Consider the following 17,531-nt stretch of genomic DNA (forward strand, 5'->3'; position numbering starts at 1 on the left):
TCTATTAATAACGCGTTGCACTCAGGTGTCCGTCCAAGTGGCCCGGGTATGCGCCGTATTAAGCGTTTGCACTTTGTTGGCATCGGTGGCGCAGGTATGTGTGGAATCGCTGAGGTGCTTGCTAATCAGGGCTACAGCGTCAGCGGCAGCGATATGAAGGAATCAAATGTCATTGAACGCCTTCGTCAGTGTGGTGTTAACGTTGCTATCGGTCATTCTGAAGAGAATGTGGCGGGGGCTGATGTCGTCGTTGTCTCCAGCGCTATTGATGTAACGAATCCTGAAATTCGCTGGGCCCATGAGCATCGTGTGCCAGTAGTAAGGCGTGCTGAAATGCTGGCCGAGCTAATGCGTTTCCGCCATGGCATTGCTGTTGCTGGAACACACGGTAAGACAACCACCACTAGTTTGACAGCAACGCTGCTGGCGGAAGGCGGGCTAGACCCTACCTTCGTGATTGGTGGAAAGCTTACCAGCGCGGGCGCTAATGCGCGCTTGGGAGAGGGCGATTATCTAGTCGCTGAGGCTGATGAGTCTGATGCATCATTCCTTCATCTTCAGCCGATGGTCTCTATTGTAACGAATATAGATGCAGACCATATGGCCACCTATGGTGGTGATTTTGAGCGGCTAAAAAGCACATTCATTGAGTTTCTTCACAATTTGCCGTTTTACGGGCTGGCTGTGTTGTGTATTGACGATGCAAATATCCGATCGTTGCGTGATCAGGTGAAACGACAGTTTGTGACCTATGGTTTCGATGAAGATGCTGACTACCGCATTGTGGATTTTACTCAACAGGCGGGTGAAGTATCGTTTACCGCAATACGCCCTGGTGAGGCTGCTCCGCTTGCTATTCGATTAGCGATGCCAGGACGTCACAACGCACTAAATGCGATGGCTGCTATTGTGGTGGCAACGGACGCAGGGGTGGGCGACGAAGCCATTTTACGTGGTCTGGCAGGCTTTGCTGGCGTGGGACGCCGCTTCCAGGTGCATGGCCATTTCAAAGCCCCTAATGGCGATGGCGAGGTCATGTTAGTAGACGATTACGGGCACCATCCCCGTGAGGTTGACATGGTTATCCAGGCGATACGGGCAGGTTGGCCAGATCGCCGTTTAGTGATGCTTTATCAGCCACATCGCTATAGTCGCACCCGCGATCTTTATGAAGACTTCGTTCGAGTACTCTCACAAGTGGACACGCTTGTTCTATTAGATGTTTACAGCGCTGGGGAGGCTGTGATTCCCGGGGCAGAAGGGCGTACGCTTGCGGGGTCTATTCGCCAGCGGGGCGAAGTTGATCCCTTATTCGTTGAGCATAAGCAGGAGTTACCTGCACTATTAAACAAACTTTTGCGTCCTGGGGATATTTTCATTACTCAAGGCGCTGGTGATGTGGGTGGTATTTCGCTTCGTTTCGCCCAAGCTAAGTTGGCGCTGGATAAGGTAGAGCTATGAGTGAAACAATGTCACTGAACGACCCCTTAGCGCGTGTCGTTGTTGTTTATGGGGGCACATCGGCGGAACGCGAGGTGTCTCTTAAAAGTGGTGCCGCGGTGCTTGCTGCGCTCAAGCGCCAAGGTATTGATGCCCTTGGCTACGATCCAAAAGAAGGCGGTTTGGTGGGGCTAGAGCGGCTGGCACCAACGGCAGTGTTTGTTGCCTTACATGGTCGTGGTGGAGAAGATGGCACATTACAGGGTGCGCTAGAGCTTCTAGGACTTCCTTACACCGGCAGTGGGGTGCTGGCGTCAGCACTAGGCATGGATAAGCAGCGCACGAAGCAGGTTTGGCAAGCCGTTGGGTTGCCTACTCCCGAAAGCGTAATGCTGAGCGACACGTCTGACTGGGCATCGGTGGTAGCACAGCTTGGCTTGCCAATGATGGTGAAGCCTGTTCATGAAGGTTCCACGCTGGGTATTAGTATTGTTAAGAGCCAGGAAGCATTGGAAGCCGCCTATTATGAAGCGGCGAGCTATGATGCCCGTGTTATGGCTGAGCGTTTCGTTGTCGGTGAAGAGTACACCGTTGCTCTGCTTGATAATGAGGTATTGCCGGCCATCCGTGTTGAAGTTCCTGGTGGCTTTTATGATTACGAAGCGAAATACATTGCTAACACCACCCAGTACCACCTACCTAGCGGCTTACCATCTATTGATGAGCAGGCCTTGGCAGAATTATGTGAAAAAGCATTTGATGCGGTAGGTGGCGAAGGGTGGGGGCGCGTCGATGTGATGCGCGATGCAATGGGCAAGTTTTGGCTGATTGAAGTTAATACAGTGCCAGGAATGACAGATCATAGCTTAGTGCCGCAAGCAGCAGCGCATGCGGGAATAGATTTTGATCAGCTGGTATTGCGCATATTGAACACTGCGGCTCAACGCAGCTACTCATGAAAAAGCGAAATGCGTGGTTAGGCCTCATATTGCTAGCACTGTTACTGGGTGCTGGTGGCCGAGCATTGTGGCTATGGCTAGATAAGCCTATTGAGCGTGTGTCCATACGTGGCGAATGGGAGTATGTAAGTGCCGATTATCTGCAGACTCAGCTGGCGCCGCTCGTTCAAGAGGTTACATGGCTTTCGGCAGACTTAGGTGAGCTGCGCCAGCGTGCGTTGAGAATTGGTTGGCTGCATGAAGTAAGAATTTCCAGAGAGTGGCCAAACGCACTAGTGTTTGAACTGGTAGAGCAAACGCCCGTGGCCCGCTGGAATGATGATTTTTTGCTTAACCCCGAAGGAGAGGCATTTGCGTTTGCGCCCTTGCAGGTTCCTCAGGGGTTGCCCGATCTGGCGGGGCCGACCGGAAGCGGTGAAGAAGTGCTTACCTACTATCGACGCCTAACACCCCACTTCCAGGGGTTATCGCTGTCACTTTCCCAGTTGCGCTTAGAGCCTCGTGGTGCATGGCGACTTCAGTTAAGTAACGGAGCTTGGGTTATGTTGGGAAGACGTCAGCATGACATCCGGTTGGCTAGGCTTTCAGCATCATGGCAGCGTGAACTTGCTCGTCTCGGTGAGCATATCCGCTATATCGATTTGCGTTACCCTAACGGTGTTGCTGTTGCTTGGCACGGAGAGAGTGACTTTTTGGAGGAAGATGAGTAGTTAACGGCTTAAAATGTGCAAAAAGTAGGTAAATGTAAGTGGTTGCCAACAGTGAAAAGCCGTGAATAGGGTTTAAATTGGCTAAGAAGATCATTATCGTAAGATGTCGCTAGTCGTATTGCGAGTATTGTTTCTATACTATGTTATGAAAGATGGCTATGGCAGATGCTTCTTTGTGGGTTTCCTTAATTGGCCCCATCAAAATGTGGCTTGCTTTTTTAACAAGCATTAATGCTGCTTTGAATTCTAGCACCATTATTTTAACAGTTTGGCGCAGTTGCTAGGCAAAAATATCGTTTAAAAAATTTTCAAGGGAGATTATCCGACTCATGGCAGGCTCACCCAACGCATCCAATATGGTTGTCGGGCTGGACATTGGAACGTCCAAAGTTGTCGCGATAGTCGGTCAACCTACCGATGATGGCGGGATTGAAATAGCAGGCATTGGTTCTCATCCATCGCGTGGTATGAAGCGAGGTGTGGTTATCAACATCGAATCAACAGTGCAGTCTATACAGCGTGCTGTTGAAGAAGCTGAGTTAATGGCTGGTTGTGATATTCATTCTGTTTATGTTGGCGTTGCCGGTAGTCATATCAGCTCAATGAATTCTGACGGGGTTGTCGCGATTAAAGAGAGGGAGGTCACGCCGTCTGATATCGAGCGAGTCATTGATTCTGCTCGTGCCCGTGCAGTTTCAGAAGGACAACGTGTTTTACATGTGTTGCCCCAAGAGTTCTCAATTGATGCACAAGGTGGTATCCGTGAGCCTCTGGGAATGTCAGGTGTGCGTCTAGAAGCACAGGTGCATCTAGTAACAGCGGCGTTAAACGCTGTTCAAAATATCGAAAAGTGTGTACGCCGCTGTGGCCTAGAGGTAGATGCTATTATTCTTGAACAGCTAGCTTCAAGTATGGCAGTGCTTACTGAAGATGAGCGGGAATTAGGCGTTTGTATGGTGGATATCGGAGGTGGTACCACCGATATGGCCATATTCAGCGAAGGTGCCATTCGCCACACCGCTGTTATTCCTATTGCGGGTGACCAGGTAACGAACGATATAGCGATGGCGTTACGAACACCAACGCAACATGCTGAAGAAATTAAAGTTAAATATGCTTGTGCGCTAACACAGCTAGCTGCAAGTGATGAAATGATCAAAGTACCCAGCGTAGGAGATCGTCCAGCACGCGATTTATCGCGTCAGGCGCTTGCCGAAGTGGTTGAGCCTCGGTACGAGGAACTATTTACGTTGGTAAGAGACGAATTACGTCGTAGCGGCTATGAGGATATGGTGGCTGCTGGTGTTGTGCTCACAGGGGGCACCTCACGCATGGAGGGCGTCAGTGAATTGGCAGAAGAGATTTTTCATATGCCAGTTCGTATTGCTTGTCCGCAAAATGTTAAAGGTTTGGCAGACGTGGTACGTAACCCAATCTATGCGACAGGTGTGGGGTTATTGCATTATGCCTTACAAGAAGCGCGACATGGGCAAGGCCTAGAAAGCCACGGGGGAGTTGTTGCTGTTCACAAAGGACGCAATGAGTTAACCCGGCGTGATATCAAGGAAGGTCAATCGGCGCTGGCAAGAATTAAAGGCTGGTTCAAAGGAAATTTCTGACAGGGCCGCAAGCGCGGTTCAGGAGACGGGGCTTATGTTCGAATTGGTAGATAACGCACCCTCGAGCAGTGCGGTCATCAAAGTGGTCGGTGTTGGCGGTGGTGGCGGCAATGCTGTTAACCACATGGTTGAAAGTAATATTGAAGGCGTTGAATTTATTTGCGCCAATACCGATGCTCAAGCACTTAAACGGGTGTCTGCAAAAACAGTTCTGCAGCTTGGTGGAGAAATCACTAAAGGTCTTGGGGCGGGAGCAAACCCTGAGGTGGGTCGTCAAGCTGCCATGGAAGATCGGGACCGCATCGCTGAGCTATTGAATGGTGCGGACATGGTGTTCATTACGGCCGGTATGGGGGGGGGGACAGGCACTGGTGGTGCGCCAGTGGTTGCTCAAGTTGCCAAAGAACTAGGTATTTTGACGGTTGCTGTTGTTACCCGTCCCTTCCCATTTGAAGGGCCGAAACGAATGCGTGCCGCTGAAGAAGGCATGAAAGAGCTTTCTGAGCATGTGGATTCGTTAATTACTATTCCAAACGAAAAACTGCTCTCTGTGCTAGGTAAAAACGCAACGTTGCTAACGGCATTTAGTGCTGCCAACGACGTGTTGCTTGGCGCGGTTCAAGGCATCGCAGAGCTTATTACTAGCCCGGGCATTATCAACGTTGACTTTGCTGATGTTCGCACCGTTATGTCAGAAATGGGCATGGCGATGATGGGGACTGGTGGGGCAACTGGCGAAAATCGTGCGCGTGAAGCCGCGGAGAAAGCCATTCGAAGCCCGTTGCTTGAAGATATTGATCTACACGGCGCTCGCGGTATTTTGGTCAATATTACAGCGGGTCCTGATTTGTCGATTGGTGAATTTAATGATGTAGGTGCCACTGTTCAAGAGTTTGCCTCTCAGGAAGCAACTATTGTGGTGGGTACCTCAATCGACATGGAAATGTCTGATGAGCTGCGTGTGACGGTAGTTGCTGCTGGTTTAGATGGCAATAAAGCGAAAGTTGCCTCCCGTGAGCCGGCGCGCAGATCCGCTGCTGATGCATCTGCTGATTATCGTAAGTTGCAGCAGCCCACTGTCATGCGTCAGCAAGCCTCGGCGCGAGCTGAAGCATCTGATCCAGCTGCTAAACCCCGTCCAGAAAAACGCCGCACGCCGGATGCGGATGATTATTTGGATATCCCCGCGTTTTTGCGCCGTCAAGCAGATTAATCGCATCATTGGGTTCAGTGAAACAGCAAACAAGAGTTTTAATGGTTAAAACGCTTGTTTGCTGTTAAAGTGAACACTGTTTCTTAATTTTCTTCCCCTGGCGGTATTTGTTGGCAACGTTGCCGGTAACCGCCGTCATTAGAGTTCGACCGCTGCCCATGATCAGACAACGCACATTACAAAACGTCATTCGCGCTACCGGAGTGGGTCTGCACTCTGGCAAAAAAATTCATTTAGCTTTGCGCCCTGCGCCGGTTAACACTGGAATCGTGTTTGTTCGAACCGATTTAGAGCCTGTTGTACAAGTGCCTGCACGTGCTGAATTGGTCGAAGATACGACATTATGCACCGCGCTTTCTTACAATGGCGTGAAGGTGGCGACGGTAGAACACTTGATGTCGGCATTTGCTGGGCTGGGAATTGATAATGCCTACGTTGATGTAAGTGCGCCTGAAGTGCCTATTATGGACGGCAGTGCTAGCCCTTTTGTATTCTTAATTCAGTCAGCGGGCATTTTAGAACAAGAAGCACCTAAGAAATTTATTCGCATCAAGCGCCGTATTAGCGTCAGTGATGGTGATAAAGAAGCTGTTTTTTTACCGCATCAAGGATTTAAAGTTTCGTTTGTTATTGATTTTGACCATCCGGTATTTGAACAGCAAAAACAGACTGCGCTGATAGACTTTTCAACGACGTCGTTTGTTAAAGAGGTTTCTCGTGCACGTACCTTTGGGTTTATGCGCGATCTAGAATTTTTACGGTCTAATAACCTGGCGCTTGGTGGTAGTTTAGATAACGCTATTGTTGTGGACGATTACCGTATCGTAAACGAAGGCGGCTTACGCTATGACGATGAGTTCGTTAAGCATAAAGTGCTGGATGCTATCGGTGATCTCTACCAGCTAGGCTTTAGCCTAATTGGTGAGTTTCGTGGCGTTAAATCCGGTCACGCGCTGAATAATCAACTATGTCGCGAGCTACTGGCACAACCAGATGCATACGAAATAGTCACATTTGAAGAAGAAAAAGCCGTGGCGCCTATTTCATACTCGGCACCAGCAATGGCATAAGAAAAGCACCAAACAAATTGATTGTATGCCCCTGTTTCCGCCGTTACAAAACACCGCCTTGGCGGTGTTTTGTGCTTTTTGAGGCTTAGCTTGGGTGTTTTTTCTCTAGTTGTGGTCTGGATGTTTAGGTGCATGAGCAGCTAGACGCTCTAATGCCCTTTTTAGAGAGGGGTTGTCGGTATCTTTCGCACAGTCTGATACTGCTTTGCCTGCGCTTTCAGAGAGTGTGCGGTTGTAGCGTTTGGGCCTCTCAATCGGTCGGATAGGACGCACCTTAAGGGTAAAGCCAGTGACACTTTCAAATCCTGGTAACTGGTGCAATAGAACCAGCAGACGAGGTTGTTCATAGCGTAACCATGTCAACCAGCTTGCTTGGCCGCTAATTAGCGTCAAGCGTCCGTTTTGAAAGCCGCCGACGAAGATATGCTCTCGCATTGAATCAGGAAGGTGGGCGCGTAAATGACGTTGGGCCTGATCAATTAAGCGGGACTGTCGCATAAGCTGGCCCATGCTGCCAGACTTGGTCAGCAGTTGGGTAATGGGCTGTGCGCGAGATCGCTTAACCTTTATACTCATCAACTTGATTCCTAGAACGTTATTGGTTGCGTCACACTGACGGTTGCCACTAGCGTCTTATATTGTCTTTTCATTGGTAGAGCCTAACACGCTCAGGAGCCAGCCCACAGTATGTCATCAACGCCAGATGTTTTGTCTGCTTCGCCGCGGCGGCAACGCCGAAACGGCTTAGCGCGTTGGTGGCTGGCAGGCCTCTTAGTGAGCTGTTTATTACCTGCTAGTTTACATCCTTCCGAGACATTGCGTAGCGGTGAGCGTGGTGTGATTATCTGTTTTTGGGTGCCGGCGATGCTGCGCGCCCAATCAAAATGGATAGCTAAAAAACGGTGTGCGCTGTGCCGTTGGATAGGCAAGCAAAGGTATTTTTATTCCTCTGTCATCAAGCACTCTGCTTACTGTTTTTCTCATCTTCCACATCGATTGGTTGCTGCAATTGATGTGTTGACTCCACGTGGCCCGCCAGTTTTTCTTTCTGTTCGCTAATTTACCTTTATTTGCCTTATATAAAAGGGCGCCCCTCTAGGGGCCGCTCGTAAAGATTTGGAACTTTCATGATTAATAATTTGTTACGTAAAGTCGTTGGCTCTAAAAATGATCGCGATGTTAAACGCATGCAAAAAAGCGTACTCAGCATTAACGTTTTAGAACAAGCGCTTGAAGGACTAAACGATGCTGAGTTACAGGCAAAGACTGGGCTACTGCGAGAGAAATTAGCAGAAGGCGCGTCGATTGATAGCTTGTTGCCTGAAGCATTTGCCGTGGTGCGCGAGGCCAGTAAGCGGATAATGAACATGCGCCACTTTGATGTTCAGATGGTCGGTGGAATGACGCTGCATCGTGGACGCATTGCTGAAATGAAAACGGGGGAAGGTAAAACCCTGGTGGCAACACTTGCCGTATATTTAAATGCGTTGCCAGGTAAAGGCGTGCATGTTGTCACCGTTAACGACTATCTTGCTCGCCGCGATGCCGAGTGGATGCGGCCTTTATATGAGTTTCTTGGATTATCGGTAGGCGTTATTTTTGCTGGACAAACTGGCGAAGAGAAGCGTCATGCCTATCAGTGTGATATCACGTACGGCACCAATAACGAGTTTGGTTTTGATTATTTGCGTGACAATATGGCGTTCTCGCTTGAGGATAAAGTGCAGCGTGGCCTGCATTATGCCATCGTCGATGAAGTCGACTCTATCTTAATTGATGAGGCCCGTACGCCGCTAATTATCTCGGGCGCAGTAGATGAAAATACTGATTTATACGGCATTGTGAATCGTCTAGCTCAGCAGTTAGAAGAGGGCGAGGCTTCTGAGGACAGTGATGCACCCGTCACGGGAGACTTTCTGCTTGATGAAAAACAAAAGCAGGTAGAGCTTACCGAGCAGGGGCATAACAAAGTTGAAGAGCTGATGCGTGCCGAAGGCCTATTGGGTGAAGGCGAATCGCTTTATGCTGCACAAAATCTAAACTTGCTTCAGCATATGCACTCCGCGCTGCGTGCACGGCACCTTTATCATTTAGACGTTGACTACATCGTGTCTGAAGGCCAGGTGGTTATCGTTGATGAACATACTGGTCGTACTATGCCGGGGCGTCGTTGGTCAGAAGGCTTGCACCAAGCGGTTGAGGCGAAAGAGGGCGTCACTGTTCAGCGAGAAAGTCAGACGCTGGCATCCACTACATTCCAAAACTACTTCCGTCTGTATGAAAAACTCGCTGGTATGACCGGCACTGCCGATACTGAAGCATTCGAATTCCGGCAAATTTATGGCCTGGATGTGGTCGTTATTCCAACGAACCGTCCGCTTGCTCGTAAAGACCTGAATGATTTGGTCTATCTCAGTGCGGAAGAAAAGTACGAAGCGATTATTAAAGATGTGAAAACTGAAACTGAAGCAGGGCGTCCTGTTTTGGTGGGTACGGCGTCAATTGAAACGTCAGAATACCTAGCTCGCCTTATGCGCGAGGCTGGCCTGACATTTAATGTGTTGAATGCAAAACAGCACCAGAGCGAAGCGGAAATTATCGCTCAAGCAGGTCGTCCTGGTGCCATTACTATCGCAACGAATATGGCAGGTCGTGGTACCGATATTGTTCTGGGGGGCAACTGGGAAGCGGAAGCGGCTAAACTGCAAAATCCCACTCAAGAGCAGATTGATGCACTAAAAGCAGAATGGCAGAAGCGTCATGATGGTGTTTTAGAAGCGGGTGGCTTGCATGTTGTTGGTTCTGAGCGCCATGAGTCGCGTCGTATTGACAATCAGCTGCGTGGCCGCGCAGGCCGTCAAGGTGACCCAGGCTCTACACGTTTCTTCCTCTCGTTAGAAGATAGCTTGATGCGCCTGTTTGGTTCTGATCGGGTGAAACGCTTGATGTTGGCTCTCGGTCTAGAGCGAGGCGAGGCGATTGAGCACAAGATGGTTTCTAATGCGGTTGAGCGTGCCCAGAAAAAAGTAGAGGGGCGCAACTTTGATATCCGTAAACAGCTGCTGGAATACGACGATGTCGCTAACGATCAGCGTCGTGTTATCTATGAGCAACGAAATGAAATTCTTTCTGCTGATGAGGTTTCCGAGGCTGTTATTGGTATTCGTGAAGAAGTTATGGAAGATACCATTAGCGATTTCGTGCCGCCTCAGAGCCTTGCTGAGCAGTGGGATCTACCAGGATTAGAAGCGCATCTTAAAACTGAATTTAATCTTGAGGCTCCTGTTACACAGTGGGCGGCAGAGGATGAGCGTTTTAGTGAAGAGAAGTTGCGTGAACGTCTACAAGCGATGCACCGCGATGCTTACCAAGCTAAAGTTGAAGCTGCTGGAGCTGCGTTAATTCGTCGTTTTGAGAAACAGGTAATGCTACAAGTTTTGGATACTCGCTGGAAAGAGCATCTGCAGTCGATGGACCACCTGCGTCGTGGCATTCATTTACGTGGCTACGCCCAGAAGAATCCTAAGCAAGAATACAAGCGTGAGTCCTTCGAGCTATTCCAGCACTTGCTAACCAACATCAAAGCTGACGTTACGCGTATTCTAAGTCACGTGCAGGTTCGCCAGCCAGAAGAGGTTGATGCACTAGAGCAGAAGCGTCGTGAAGAGTCAGTGCGTGAGCGCTCGATGGCTGCTAGCCGTCATGATGACCCTAATGCCCAGCAGGAAGAAGTGTCACAAGAAGCGCCAGGGGCTGATGGCCGTCCGTTGCGTCGTGAAGGGCCAAAAGTAGGGCGCAATGATCCGTGCTCATGTGGGTCGGGTAAAAAATATAAGCAGTGCTGTGGGAAACTGAGCTAATCACGCGTGGCTAAAGCGAATATAAAGGAGAAAAACATGGCGGTGGGTAATGTTCCCTTTCCAGACTTGCCACCCCTTAAGGGGGTGCGTCTGGGCAGTGCAATGGCAGGGATTAAGAAGCCAGATCGCCGTGATGTCGTGGTGATTGAACTGCCTAAAACGGCAACAGTAGCTGGAGTTTTTACACAGAACGCATTTTGTGCTGCTCCTGTAGTCGTAGCGAAAGCGCATCTGGAAGCGTGCGCAAACGCAGGGCATGCGCCTCGTTACTGGTTAATTAACACAGGCAATGCTAATGCAGGTACTGGCGCATCAGGCCTGCAGGATGCTTATGCCAGCTGTGAAGCGCTTGCTGAGCAAACGAATGTTGATAAAAGTCAGGTTATACCGTTTTCAACGGGTGTGATTGGCGAGTCTCTGCCTATGGCGCGGCTGCTTGCAGGTATACCGAATGCGCTGAGCTCCATGGCAGATGATAGCCTCGCTTGGCAACAGGCAGGCGAAGGAATTCTGACGACTGACACTCGGGCCAAAGGGGCTACCGTAACTGTTTCAATCGGTGACCAGCAGGTGACGATCAACGGCATAACCAAGGGGTCTGGCATGATTAAGCCCAATATGGCTACCATGTTGGGTTTCGTGGTGACGGATGCAGCGATTGAGCAGACGTTATTAGCGAGCTTGCTACGTGAAACGGTGGATCGCTCTTTTAATTGCATCACTGTTGATAGCGATACATCAACTAACGATGCATGCATGCTAGCAGCGACCGGCACTGGCGCTCGTGTTGAAAGTGAAGAGCAGATAGCCGTTTTCCGTAATGCGCTCCAGCGTGTCATGACTGAACTCGCTCAAGCGATTATTCGTGATGGTGAAGGAGCGACTAAGTTTGTGACGCTCCAGGTGAATGAAGCGTCTACTCGGCAAGAAGCGTTGGATGTTGCCTTTACCGTGGCCCATTCGCCATTGGTGAAAACTGCTCTCTACGCCTCTGATGCTAACTGGGGGCGTATTCTAGCTGCCGTAGGACGCGCGCCAGTGGAAGCGTTCGATGTCAATAAGGTGGTCATTGACTTGGGTGACGTGCGCTTGGTTGAGAAAGGTGGCCGAGCAGCCAGTTATACCGAAGCCGCGGGCAGTGCGGTCATGGCGAAAGAAGAGATCATCATTCGCATTAACTTGGGTCGTGGGGAAGAGTGCGCCACTGTGTGGACCTCGGATCTATCTCATGGCTATGTGACTATCAACGCGGATTACCGTAGCTGAAAGCGCTGGAAAGTAGCTGAAAAGCGCTCGAAAGTAGCTGAAAACAGTTGCAGTGACGTGCTAACGCAGCGAGATAGCGCCGTCTTCGTTTAAGGCGGCGCGCACAAAGTGGGTAAAGACGTAATGAGTGTAATGGTAAAACGACGGGTTCATGTTGCGGCGGCTGCAATGATCAGCGCCGATCAAAAGCGAGTGCTGATTGCACGTCGGCCCTCTAATGTCGATCAAGGCGGCCTCTGGGAGTTTCCCGGTGGCAAGCTGGCACCTTATGAAACAGGGCTTGAAGGTCTCAAACGCGAACTGCACGAAGAGCTAGGCGTTGAGATTGTACGTGCCCGGCCGCTTATCCGCGTCCATCATGAGTATCCTGATAAGCATATTCTTCTGGATGTTTGGCAAGTGCAAGAGTTTGCAGGTGAGCCGTTTGGCCGTGAAGGGCAGGCTGTACGTTGGGTGCCCATGGAAGAGTTGGCAAATTATCCTTTCCCTGCCGCTAACTTGCCTATTTTGCGTGCAGTGATGTTGCCCACTGACTACCTGATTACCGGTGAAGAATCCGATGAAGAGCGTTTTGATAGCCTGCTAGAAAGAGCATTAGATGAAGACGGCGTAAGGTTAGTACAGCTGCGGGCGAAAAATCTTAATGAAGCGGCTTATGTCGCCCGTGCTGAGCGTGCTCTGCGCCTTTGTCGTCAGTACGATGCAAGGCTTCTATTGAACGGTGAGCCTGCGTTGCTTGATAGGATTGATGCTGACGGTATCCATTTGACGAGCGCGCGGTTAATGAGCCTTGAGCGTCGCCCGATCGCTGAAAATAAATGGCTATCAGCATCAACTCATGATCAAACGCAGCTTTCCCAGGCAGCAGTTTTAGGTTGTGACTTTGTGACGCTTTCGCCATTACGCACCACGCCTTCTCATCCAGAAGTAGCGCCGCTAGGCTGGCATGACTTTCAACAGCTAGTGGAACGTGCGGGTATGCCGGTATATGCATTGGGGGGTATGACACGCTTTGATGCTAGCCATGCACGCGCCGTTGGCGCCCAGGGAATTGCGTCTATTCGTGATTTTTGGAAATAAAGCCAACTGCCACATGCAGGTGTTTTAATGACTGCGCCTGCTCTCTATGAGAGCAGGCGTCCATGTTATTATCATCTGAGGTTTTTATCAGGCGAGGGGTTTATCAGGTTAGGTTTTTATCAGGTTAGGTTTATTAGCCAACTGGCTGGTTATCAATCGCGATAGCGGCGGGTTAAATCACCGTAAGCATCAATGCGGCGGTCGCGTAAATATGGCCAAATGCGCCGAGTGTTCTCGCTACGAGCCATGTCTATCTTGACTACTAATTGCTGCGACTCCTCTCCTGCATGCGCTAGCATTTCACCTTGTGGGCCGCATACGAAGCTTCCACCCCAGAACGTAATGCCGTCACCAGCACCAGAGTGGTCGGGTTCAAAGCCCACACGGTTAGCGACCATTACGGGTAACCCGTTAGCAACGCCATGGGAGCGCTGTATAATAGTCCAGGCATCTTTCTGACGCGCTTTTTCAGCGTCATCATCATTTGGGTCCCAGCCAATGGCGGTGGGGTAGAGAAGTAGCTCTGCACCACTTAGTGCCATTAACCGTGCTGCTTCTGGATACCATTGATCCCAGCAAACCAAGACCCCTAGACGCCCAACAGAGGTGTCAATGGGCGTGAAGCCTTGGCCGCGATCGTCATCAGCATCGCCAGGGGTAAAGTAAAACTTTTCGTAAAAGGCTGGATCATCAGGAATGTGCATTTTACGGTACTGCCCAACACGTCCTTTTGCGCGGTCATAAACGACGGCTGTATTGTGGTAAAGCCCCGCTGCACGCTTTTCAAATAGTGACCCTACCAGCACGATATCCAACTCTTTAGCCAGTTCGGCTAGGCGTTGCCCAGTAGGGCCGTCTAGTGGTTCAGCTAAATCAAACAGTGCAGGGTCTTCGTACTGGCAAAAGTAATGAGTGGCATGCAACTCCTGAAGCAACACTAATTGTGCCCCTTGGCTAACGGCTGAGCGTATGCCAGCTTCGCTGGCAGCAAGACTACGTGCTTTATCTGGCCACGCTGACTGTTGAACAACACCGACGGTTAAGCTGTTAGGCATGATGGCTCCTTAGGAGTGACTAAGTGCAGGGACAAGAGTGCCTCTTGGTAGCTGCATGGTTAAACAGTGGAGGCTGCCATGCTGGCGAATGACGCTAACACACTCAATTGGAATCATCGTGTGTTCTGGGAAGGCAACACTCAATGCTTGCAGTGCGATCAGATCGGCAGGATCGCCGTAAGTGGGCACCAGTACGGCATGATTGATAATTAAAAAATTTGCGTAGGTAGCAGGAAGGCGATGACCATCGTCAGGATCAAAGCAGGCCTGAGGCCATGGCAAAGCAATTAATTGGTAGGGTTCGCCGTTGCGCTGGCGAAACGCCATCAGTTCTTGCTCCATCGCATTTAATGCTGGGTAGTGAGGGTCGGTGGGGTCGTCGCAGCGGACATAAGCAATGGTCGAGGCGTTGCAAAAGCGTGCGAGCGTATCAACATGGCTGTCGGTATCGTCACCTTCAAGATGCCCGTTTGCTAGCCATAGGAATCGGTCGACACCGAAATCTTTCGCTAATTGAGCTTCAACATCTGTGCGTGATAGTGACGAATTGCGATTTGGGTTCAGCAGGCAGGCCTCGGTGGTTAGCAGCGTGCCCTCACCGTCGGTTTCAATTGCACCGCCTTCTAGTACCATATTCCGTGTAGCGACAGGGCAGGCCCACACGCCTATATCGTCCAGCCATTGAGTAAGCCGATTGTCATGCTCGGCAGGGAATTTACCGCCCCAGCCAGTGAACGTGTAATCCAGTATGAGCGGCTGCAGAGCTTCGTCTACCACGGTGATCGGCCCATGGTCCCTAGCCCAAGTGTCATCTGTGGGCGCGACAATGAGCATCAGTTGTGATTGAGGAATGCCATAGGCGTCAAACGTCGCAGCCAAGCGGCGCTGGGTGGCAACATCAGGAACGCTGATCAGCACGCGCTGATAGCGTGTCGTGGCTATCACGATACGCTCAAGTGTTGCCTCGATACGCGATAACAACGATGCCCAGTCGCCATCTGGGCGCGGCCAAGTCAGTTGCAAGCCGTCTTGGGGATACCACTCAGGCAATAAACGGTAAGTTTTGTTAGCCAACGTCACAGATGCTCTTAATAGTCGAAAAAATGCTTGCCCTAGAGGTTATCTCCGAAGACAAGGAGAACGGGCGCAATTTAGGGGCTTGTTTACTAACATGCAAGCGTTACCGTACTTGAGGGAACGGCAAGTGGTCCTGTTACTCTAACCCTGCGTTCTTACATGCACCCATGCTAAAAAAACCGTACCATGGACGCTTATTACTAAGGAATGATGCCATGCTTGATCGTTTGCCTTTTCTGGTGGGGCTGCGCTACGTGCGCGCTAAACGCCGGAACCACTTTATTTCGTTTATTTCGCTAACTTCAATGTTGGGATTAATGCTTGGCGTGGCTGTGCTAATCCTTGTGCTGTCGGTCATGAATGGTTTTGATCATGAACTCCGTACCCGTATCTTGGGGATGGTGCCTCACACTAAAATTGAGTCGCAAGAAGGATTAGTCGAGTGGCAAGCGTTAGCAGAAAGGCTCGTTGAGCGAGAGCGGGTCATTGGCGCAGCACCTTATGTTGAACAGCAAGGTATGTTTTCAGCGGGCGGTAGAAACCAGGGGGCTATGGTGAATGGCATCCATCCGGACTGGGAAGACCAAGTGTCGATTATTGGAAAGCATATGCGCGAAGGTGAGCTTTCCGATCTAGTGCCTGGCGAGTGGAACGTAGTTTTGGGATCTATGTTGGCACGTCGCTTGGGCGTAGGGGTAGGAGACCGAGTTACGCTACTTGTTCCGGAGGCATCGATTACCCCCGCTGGGGTTTTTCCAAGGCTAAAACGGTTTACCGTTAGCGGTATCTTTAGCGTAGGCGCTGATTTAGATGCCAATTTGGCTTATGCCAATATTGAGGATATGCAAACCTTAGCGCGTCTGGGCGATGCGGTGGGTGGTCTGAGGCTGGAGCTGGATGACCTGTTTGTATCTGGCAGTGAAACTCAAGCGATTGTTAACGAACTGGGCTCAGGTTACCGCGGTACGGATTGGACCTTTTCCCACGGCAGTCTTTTCCAAGCAATTCAAATGGAAAAGCGCATGATAGCACTGCTACTTACCGTCATTATTGCTGTCGCTGCGTTTAATATTGTGTCTACGTTAGTAATGGTGGTTACCGATAAGCGAGCGGATATCGCCATTTTACGAACCATAGGTGCTACCCCGCGTTCAATTATGGGGATTTTCATTGTTCAGGGGCTGACTATCGGACTGATTGGTATTGCGATCGGCGTTACGGCAGGGGTTATCTTAGCGCTTACTATCTCAGATTTAATTGGCTGGTTTGAAACAGCTTTCGGTATTCAATTTTTAGATGCTGGGGTTTACTTTATTAGCGACCTGCCCTCTAAGCTGCAGTGGGGCGATGTACGCGATATCGTTATCGCTGCCTTTGGTCTGACCTTCCTCTCGACGCTTTATCCCGCTTGGCGGGCCGCTCGGGTTCAGCCTGCCGACGTACTGCGTTATGAATAAGGACGCAATGATGACCTCAAGTACACCGCACACAGCAGCGATTATGCTGGAATGTAACAGCCTGACAAGGATTTACGACGAAGGTCCTCAAGATCTTACCGTATTAGATCAGCTTGAGCTTAAGGTGCATGCAGGAGAGCGTGTTGCCATTGTGGGCAGCTCTGGTTCGGGTAAAACAACGCTGTTAAACCTGTTGGGAGGTCTTGATCGTCCTAGCGCAGGTAGCGTAGTGATTGCTGGCGAGCCGCTTTCGGGTCTTAATGACGCGGCGCTCGGTCGTTTTCGGAATCGCTATATTGGCTTTGTTTATCAATTTCATCACTTGCTAGCTGAGTTCACCGCAGTTGAGAATGCTGCGCTGCCGCTCATTATTCGCGGCCAATCTAAAAAAGTGGCGGAGCAGCGCGCAATGCAGTTGCTTGAACGGGTGGGCATGAAGACGCGGGCGGATCACAAACCTGGCGAGCTTTCGGGTGGGGAGCGTCAGCGAGTGGCTATTGCTCGTGCGCTAGTGACCGACCCCAGTCTTGTGCTGATGGACGAGCCAACCGGGAACCTAGATCAAACTACCGCAGCAACTATATTAGCACTTATGGATGAACTGGCTAAAGAGAGCGCTTGCGCGTTTGTTATTGTTACCCATGATGTCAGCTTGGCTGCTCATCAAGATCGAGTGTTGAAATTGGATGGCGGGCAGTTAATTGAGCAGCAAAATGCCTAATAGC

14 protein-coding genes are annotated in these 17,531 nt (G+C 50.4%); 11 read left to right on the forward strand and 3 right to left on the reverse strand.

What is annotated here, in order from left to right; translation table 11 throughout:
* Nucleotides 1-48 precede the first annotated feature (48 nt).
* From murC to lpxC, 6 genes are all read left to right on the forward strand, one after another.
* Nucleotides 49-1,461 (forward strand): UDP-N-acetylmuramate--L-alanine ligase, encoded by a 1,413-nt coding sequence (gene murC / locus M0220_RS14920; protein ID WP_264019235.1) that lies wholly within the window; start codon nt 49-51, stop codon nt 1,459-1,461.
* Nucleotides 1,458-2,399, forward strand: coding sequence for a D-alanine--D-alanine ligase (locus M0220_RS14925; RefSeq protein ID WP_264018092.1), 942 nt, complete (start codon nt 1,458-1,460; stop codon nt 2,397-2,399). The genes murC and M0220_RS14925 overlap by 4 nt, the downstream gene beginning before the upstream one ends.
* The gene (locus M0220_RS14930; protein WP_030072358.1) at nt 2,396-3,109 is read left to right on the forward strand and encodes a cell division protein FtsQ/DivIB; all 714 of its coding nucleotides are present in this window, start codon (nt 2,396-2,398) and stop codon (nt 3,107-3,109) included. The genes M0220_RS14925 and M0220_RS14930 overlap by 4 nt, the downstream gene beginning before the upstream one ends.
* Nucleotides 3,110-3,438: 329 nt before the next feature.
* On the forward strand, nt 3,439-4,728 hold the full coding sequence (ftsA, locus tag M0220_RS14935) for a cell division protein FtsA (protein WP_030072361.1): 1,290 nt from the start codon (nt 3,439-3,441) through the stop codon (nt 4,726-4,728).
* 34 nt (nt 4,729-4,762) lie between these two features.
* Nucleotides 4,763-5,941 carry a cell division protein FtsZ gene (gene ftsZ / locus M0220_RS14940; RefSeq protein ID WP_030072363.1) on the forward strand — a complete coding sequence of 393 codons (1,179 nt, stop codon included), beginning with the start codon at nt 4,763-4,765 and terminating at the stop codon, nt 5,939-5,941.
* A 158-nt stretch (nt 5,942-6,099) separates the two neighbouring features.
* Nucleotides 6,100-7,011, forward strand: coding sequence for a UDP-3-O-acyl-N-acetylglucosamine deacetylase (gene lpxC, locus M0220_RS14945; protein ID WP_264018093.1), 912 nt, complete (start codon nt 6,100-6,102; stop codon nt 7,009-7,011).
* A 105-nt stretch (nt 7,012-7,116) separates the two neighbouring features.
* Here the strand turns inward: lpxC and M0220_RS14950 are convergent, their stop codons facing one another.
* Nucleotides 7,117-7,587 (reverse strand): DUF721 domain-containing protein, encoded by a 471-nt coding sequence (locus M0220_RS14950; protein ID WP_030072367.1) that lies wholly within the window; start codon nt 7,585-7,587, stop codon nt 7,117-7,119.
* A 551-nt stretch (nt 7,588-8,138) separates the two neighbouring features.
* Between M0220_RS14950 and secA the strand changes: the two genes are divergently transcribed.
* The 3 genes from secA (at nt 8,139) to M0220_RS14965 (ending at nt 13,217) form a co-directional block, all read left to right on the forward strand.
* Nucleotides 8,139-10,871 (forward strand): preprotein translocase subunit SecA, encoded by a 2,733-nt coding sequence (gene secA / locus M0220_RS14955; protein ID WP_030072372.1) that lies wholly within the window; start codon nt 8,139-8,141, stop codon nt 10,869-10,871.
* A 36-nt stretch (nt 10,872-10,907) separates the two neighbouring features.
* Entirely contained in the window at nt 10,908-12,137 is a 1,230-nt protein-coding gene (argJ, locus tag M0220_RS14960) for a bifunctional glutamate N-acetyltransferase/amino-acid acetyltransferase ArgJ (RefSeq protein WP_030072374.1), read from the forward strand.
* 132 nt (nt 12,138-12,269) lie between these two features.
* Nucleotides 12,270-13,217 carry a Nudix family hydrolase gene (locus M0220_RS14965; RefSeq protein ID WP_264019236.1) on the forward strand — a complete coding sequence of 316 codons (948 nt, stop codon included), beginning with the start codon at nt 12,270-12,272 and terminating at the stop codon, nt 13,215-13,217.
* Between the two features lie 152 nt (nt 13,218-13,369).
* Here M0220_RS14965 and M0220_RS14970 read toward each other — a convergent pair whose 3' ends face one another.
* Together M0220_RS14970 and M0220_RS14975 are read right to left on the reverse strand one after the other, a co-directional pair.
* Nucleotides 13,370-14,272, reverse strand: a complete 903-nt coding sequence (locus M0220_RS14970; RefSeq protein WP_264018094.1) for a carbon-nitrogen hydrolase — start codon at nt 14,270-14,272, stop codon at nt 13,370-13,372.
* 9 nt (nt 14,273-14,281) lie between these two features.
* Nucleotides 14,282-15,352, reverse strand: coding sequence for an agmatine deiminase family protein (locus tag M0220_RS14975; protein WP_264018095.1), 1,071 nt, complete (start codon nt 15,350-15,352; stop codon nt 14,282-14,284).
* A 212-nt stretch (nt 15,353-15,564) separates the two neighbouring features.
* Between M0220_RS14975 and M0220_RS14980 the strand changes: the two genes are divergently transcribed.
* Both M0220_RS14980 and M0220_RS14985 read left to right on the forward strand, forming a co-directional pair.
* Nucleotides 15,565-16,806 carry a lipoprotein-releasing ABC transporter permease subunit gene (locus M0220_RS14980; protein ID WP_030072382.1) on the forward strand — a complete coding sequence of 414 codons (1,242 nt, stop codon included), beginning with the start codon at nt 15,565-15,567 and terminating at the stop codon, nt 16,804-16,806.
* A 10-nt stretch (nt 16,807-16,816) separates the two neighbouring features.
* Complete coding sequence (locus tag M0220_RS14985) at nt 16,817-17,527, forward strand: ABC transporter ATP-binding protein (protein WP_030072384.1); 711 nt, start codon at nt 16,817-16,819, stop codon at nt 17,525-17,527.
* Nucleotides 17,528-17,531: the final 4 nt, after the last annotated feature.

This window comes from Halomonas qinghailakensis, assembly GCF_025820815.1.
GTDB lineage: Bacteria > Pseudomonadota > Gammaproteobacteria > Pseudomonadales > Halomonadaceae > Vreelandella > Vreelandella qaidamensis.

Coding starts and splice junctions, on each gene's coding strand:
- murC (WP_264019235.1), top strand. CDS start 49: ATGCGCCGTATTAAGCGTTTGCACTTTGTTGGCATCGGTGGCGCAGGT.
- M0220_RS14925 (WP_264018092.1), top strand. CDS start 1,458: ATGAGTGAAACAATGTCACTGAACGACCCCTTAGCGCGTGTCGTTGTT.
- M0220_RS14930 (WP_030072358.1), top strand. CDS start 2,396: ATGAAAAAGCGAAATGCGTGGTTAGGCCTCATATTGCTAGCACTGTTA.
- ftsA (WP_030072361.1), top strand. CDS start 3,439: ATGGCAGGCTCACCCAACGCATCCAATATGGTTGTCGGGCTGGACATT.
- ftsZ (WP_030072363.1), top strand. CDS start 4,763: ATGTTCGAATTGGTAGATAACGCACCCTCGAGCAGTGCGGTCATCAAA.
- lpxC (WP_264018093.1), top strand. CDS start 6,100: ATGATCAGACAACGCACATTACAAAACGTCATTCGCGCTACCGGAGTG.
- M0220_RS14950 (WP_030072367.1), bottom strand. CDS start 7,587: ATGAGTATAAAGGTTAAGCGATCTCGCGCACAGCCCATTACCCAACTG.
- secA (WP_030072372.1), top strand. CDS start 8,139: ATGATTAATAATTTGTTACGTAAAGTCGTTGGCTCTAAAAATGATCGC.
- argJ (WP_030072374.1), top strand. CDS start 10,908: ATGGCGGTGGGTAATGTTCCCTTTCCAGACTTGCCACCCCTTAAGGGG.
- M0220_RS14965 (WP_264019236.1), top strand. CDS start 12,270: ATGGTAAAACGACGGGTTCATGTTGCGGCGGCTGCAATGATCAGCGCC.
- M0220_RS14970 (WP_264018094.1), bottom strand. CDS start 14,272: ATGCCTAACAGCTTAACCGTCGGTGTTGTTCAACAGTCAGCGTGGCCA.
- M0220_RS14980 (WP_030072382.1), top strand. CDS start 15,565: ATGCTTGATCGTTTGCCTTTTCTGGTGGGGCTGCGCTACGTGCGCGCT.
- M0220_RS14985 (WP_030072384.1), top strand. CDS start 16,817: ATGACCTCAAGTACACCGCACACAGCAGCGATTATGCTGGAATGTAAC.